The following is a 4,173-nucleotide window of genomic DNA, read 5'->3' as shown; positions in this document are numbered from 1 at the left end:
CCGCTCTTTCCCGGCACATCCATCGTGTCCGGGCTCTCGCCCAATGGAATAACGCGACCGCTCTCAGCGCCTGAATACCCATCCCCCGGGCGTTTCCTACCTTGCGTCAGTTAACGTGACATCACCCTCAGCACCACTTTTGCACCCCGAATTTCCACAACCTGCCAGAGCCATGCTGTCGATCGTGATAGCCAGCGGCCCATATGGGTTCAGAGGCTCGTCTGGCGGAGGAGGACGAAGTGAACACTGGGCGAATGCCTCGCTCCGGCGCGACGATGTGGTGTGATCGGAAACGTGAAACGCGATCCTGAGCATTCGAATAGAGAGGTCACGAAGCCCTCCGTATACCCAGCGGCGTGCAGAGTAATAGACGCAGTCGGCGCACCGCCTCGATCACCTCATCGGAATAGCGAAACGGATGGCCGCGTGACAACCTGCGGACCGGGGGCCAATTCTCCCTTACCGAGGGATCCAGCCAGATCGTGATCGACCCACGCTGACGGAGCCCCTCCTCATAGGGCGAAGAGTTTACAACCCGATAGATCCTGCGCGGGATACAGTGCCGATGTTTTCTATGATGTCTAAACAGCATACCTCATCATATCGGCATGACCCGTGATTTGTGTACCCGCGCCGACGTGTGACGGCCAGAAGAAAGAAATGCCGTGGGACCGTCGACAACGCGCCGATAAGGTCCGGCGGCGAGCACCTCAATGCGCACGCGAACCGGACGACCATCCGCCGACAACGGCAATGAAGAAAGGCTCGCGTTACCGTTGGTCCAGCGACTTTCGGTTCCGGCCTCAAGGGTATGCCAGCCACTAAGTCGTTCCACACTGAGATGGGTATTGTAATCCGAACGATGTCTACCTTCGAGGATATTGATCCGCCCCACGAGAACACCAAGATAACGACGATCGTCCACATATCGTCCGACTGTCTCAGACGGCCGGGCGGAGCGAGAACGCAGCCAGATCGTATCCTCGATTACTGGCACAATGAAGTCGTGGAAGCGGCCCTCCACCGAAACCGGAGTGATGACCAGCCCGCTCCAGGTGGCGAGCCGCAACTCCGGCTCCATCGTTAACACGTGTTCCGCCACCAGCGGCATGTTCATCGCCTTTGCCCGGGACGCTAGGCGGTTCCAGATCGGCTCCACCATTTCCCGCGCAACCGTGAGCGGAGCGGCGGCGTCTTCGGCCCAACTCTTGGGCGCGACGTCGCGATCCAGTTGCTGCCTGAAGCGATCGCGGTTTCCTGTGTCCAGATAGCTTTCGGTCTCCAGACCCTCGGCGATCAGGATGCCGTGTTGATCGAGCTCGACATGGAAATATTCGAATGCGTCCATGCCGCGCTCCACGACGATCGACCTTTCGTTGACCAGCATCCTCACCGGAATGAGAACACCGTCCACGAACACGCAATGTTCGGACGTGACCAGCAGATCGCGATGCGGCACGCCAGGGCGAAACGCTCCGCAACGGATGCGCACGGGGAATGAATCGTCGTCCGCTTTCGATCCATCGAAGAACACGGATTGGCTGCCAACCCACGCCACAGTCCTAAACACCAACTGACCTTTCTCTAATACCGACACCTCATCGCCGACGGACAGAAATTCGACGGGCAGCTCGCCGCGCGGCGTGTCGATCATTGTGCCGCGAAGAAAGCAGACGTCCGGCACGCCGGTATGCAGGAACTCCGGTCCCGAAGCCGTCGGTACCCGCGCGCCATCCTGCGTGAGCGCGATCGCGGAACCCAATCCGGGAAGTGGAGGATTCACGAGGAAGACGAAAACCGACTCGTTCCCCGAAACGTAGTAACCCTCATAGGTTCCTGTAGAGTTCGAAATGACGGGCGGGAGGGGCGTCACGCCCGGAGGAGGAGGAGGCGTGAAGGCGAGGGTGAGATTCACCACATCGCCCACTTGGGCGACGGTGCCCTCTACCGTCAGCACATTGCCAGCCGGAACCGGCGGACCAGGAACGAAGGGCAAGGGGGCTGCTCCCCCCGGGGGGGGGGCATAGGTGCCGGTTACAAAATGGTCGTTCTGCAATCTTTCACCGAACTGAACTGGCGCCGACATCGCGGTCTCCTTTTCTGGTTCTGGTCCTGTCAGACCAAGGCTGTGTCCCTAGGCGTGGTGTAGGAGCCCACCGGGTCCTCGACAGGGTGTCGATGGGCTCAGGTTGCCATACGGCAGGCTTACAGTGGAATTATAGCTTAGGGTTGCCAAGCCTTCCAGTGTCATGTATCAACGGCAGAAGATCCATTCGTCATTCCGTTCTGGGATCAGGGCACCCACCAGGCGGATGATGGCGGCTTCATCAGAGAAGATCTCGATGACATCGGGCCGTCTTTTAATTTCCCGATTGAGCCGCTCGATGGGATTCGTGCTTGAAACCTGCGTTTAATGGTTGAGCTGGCCCCTGTTTCGACCGGACGGATTTAAGCCTAAGAAGGAGGCTTGAGGTTATCCCCTGAGCATAGGCTTATGTCCGTGTCCGAAATCATCACCGATAGCGGTCGTCGTCGCCATTGGAGCACGCCTGAGAAGCTGAGGATCGTCAAGGAAACGCTCGATGGTCTCGAGAGCATTTTGGTGGTGGCGCGCCGCAATGGCGTGGCGCCGAATCTGCTGTACCGCTGGCGGCGGTTGAGGCTGGAAGGCGGGAGCGTCGCGGTTGCCGACGACGATGACGTGACCAGCAACCGGCAGGTCCCCGAGATGGACAACCGCATCCGCGAACTGGAGCGCTCGCGCCCAAAAAAAGTGAGCTTGCTCATGCACTCGCCGCTGCCGGAGACTATCCGGTGAGCCTGGTCGCCAGCACGCTGGGCGTTGGACGCTCGACGGTGTATGACCGCCTGACCGGCAGCACTAGGACGCACGGGTCTTACACCAAGGCCGGGGACGCGGATCTGCTGCCCCGTATCCGCCAGATCGCCGCGCAGCGGCCTACCTATGGCTACCGCCGCATCGCGGCGGTCCTCAATCGACAGCTTCGCGCCGAAGGGCTGGCGTTGGCCAACCACAAACGGGTTTACCGCATCATGGTGGCCGACCGCCTGCTGCTGACGCGGCGCTACACCGAGCGGCCCGACTACGGGCATGACGGCGTAGTCGTGGCGATCCGCTCCAATCTGCGCTGGTGCTCGGACGGCTTCGAGTTCGCCTGCTGGAACGGCGAGATCATGCGCGGCGCCTTCGTCATCGATGCCCACGACCGCGAGATCATCGCCTGGGTCGCCGTCGCCAACGCCGGCATCAGCGGCTCGCACATACGCGACATCATGCTTGAAGCCGTGGAAACCCGCTTAGGCGGCATGCGTGCGACCACGCCGATCGAAATGCTGTCCGACAACGGCTCGGCCTATACCGCTCGCGAGACACGAACCTTCGCCCGGCAACTCGGGCTCAAACCCTGCTTCACGCCTGTCCGCAGCCCGCAGTCCAACGGCATCTCCGAGGCCTTCGTGCACACGCTCAAACGCGATTACGTCCGTGTCTCGCCGCTGCCCGATGCGCTCACCGCGTTGACATCGCTTGCCGGATGGATCGAGGACTACAACGACAACCATCCGCACTCAGGACTCAAAATACGTTCGCCGCGCGAGCATCGCGCACTGGTTTCTACAACCGCTTAAATCCGTACGGCGAAACAGGGGCCAGATCAGCGCCGCCCCGGAACGCCAAGGCACTGAACGGTCCGAGAGACTGGAAGAAGTTCGAGACGATCAACACGGACACAGCACCGACCTACAAGATTGCAATTGACCAAGGCGAGAGGGCGGCCAAGCCCGCCAAGCAGATGTTGTACCGACATGTGCCGTATCTGAACACCGTGATCGAGGCCGATCACGGTAAGCTCAAGCAGTTGATCAAGCCGGTCCGTGGGTTCAAAACCCCCAAAACAGCATATGCCACAATCAAGCGCTTCGGGGTGATGCGCGCTCTGCAGAAAGGACAAGGAAGACCGTGGCAGCAGCAAGAAGGGACCATAGGAGAAGTGAGCGTGATCAAGAGGCAGTACGGCATCTAGAACGGTGATGTCACGTTAACTGACGCAAGGTAGGAAACGCCCGGGGGATGGGTATTCAGGCGCTGAGAGCGGTCGCGTTATTCCATTGGGCGAGAGCCCGGACACGATGGATGTGCCGGGAAAGAGCGGT

General features: G+C 60.3%; 4 protein-coding genes and 1 pseudogene. 2 read left to right on the top strand and 3 right to left on the bottom strand.

The features are described from left to right. Nucleotides 1-328: 328 nt before the first annotated feature. The 3 genes and pseudogenes from F3J08_RS17635 to F3J08_RS16615 all read right to left on the bottom strand — a co-directional run. Complete coding sequence (locus F3J08_RS17635; RefSeq protein ID WP_166931838.1) at nt 329-592, bottom strand: transposase; 264 nt, start codon at nt 590-592, stop codon at nt 329-331. 6 nt (nt 593-598) lie between these two features. Beyond that, nucleotides 599-2,086 carry a Hint domain-containing protein gene (locus tag F3J08_RS16620; protein WP_166931833.1) on the bottom strand — a complete coding sequence of 496 codons (1,488 nt, stop codon included), beginning with the start codon at nt 2,084-2,086 and terminating at the stop codon, nt 599-601. A gap of 171 nt (nt 2,087-2,257) precedes the next feature. After that, nucleotides 2,258-2,407: pseudogene (locus F3J08_RS16615) on the bottom strand (transposase); the annotation flags it as partial. Between the two features lie 87 nt (nt 2,408-2,494). Here F3J08_RS16615 and F3J08_RS16610 point away from each other — a divergent pair. After that, a protein-coding gene (locus tag F3J08_RS16610; RefSeq protein WP_370458766.1) for an IS3 family transposase occupies nt 2,495-3,648 on the top strand; the annotation gives its coding sequence in 2 pieces (ribosomal slippage) (nt 2,495-2,774 and nt 2,774-3,648; 1,155 coding nt in all). Next, the gene (locus F3J08_RS17630) at nt 3,555-4,043 is read left to right on the top strand and encodes a DDE-type integrase/transposase/recombinase (RefSeq protein ID WP_166931830.1); all 489 of its coding nucleotides are present in this window, start codon (nt 3,555-3,557) and stop codon (nt 4,041-4,043) included. Before F3J08_RS16610 ends, F3J08_RS17630 begins: the two co-directional genes overlap by 94 nt. Nucleotides 4,044-4,173: the final 130 nt, after the last annotated feature.

It is taken from the genome of Asaia sp. As-1742 (assembly GCF_011753235.1).
Taxonomy (GTDB): Bacteria; Pseudomonadota; Alphaproteobacteria; order Acetobacterales; family Acetobacteraceae; genus Asaia; species Asaia bogorensis_B.
This window is presented reverse-complemented; position numbering and strand designations above follow the sequence as displayed.

What these genes read in the sequence shown, in the direction of transcription:
- F3J08_RS17635 (WP_166931838.1), bottom strand. Translation starts at nt 592, where the DNA reads ATGCTGTTTAGACATCATAGAAAACATCGGCACTGTATCCCGCGCAGG.
- F3J08_RS16620 (WP_166931833.1), bottom strand. Translation starts at nt 2,086, where the DNA reads ATGTCGGCGCCAGTTCAGTTCGGTGAAAGATTGCAGAACGACCATTTT.
- F3J08_RS17630 (WP_166931830.1), top strand. Translation starts at nt 3,555, where the DNA reads ATGGATCGAGGACTACAACGACAACCATCCGCACTCAGGACTCAAAAT.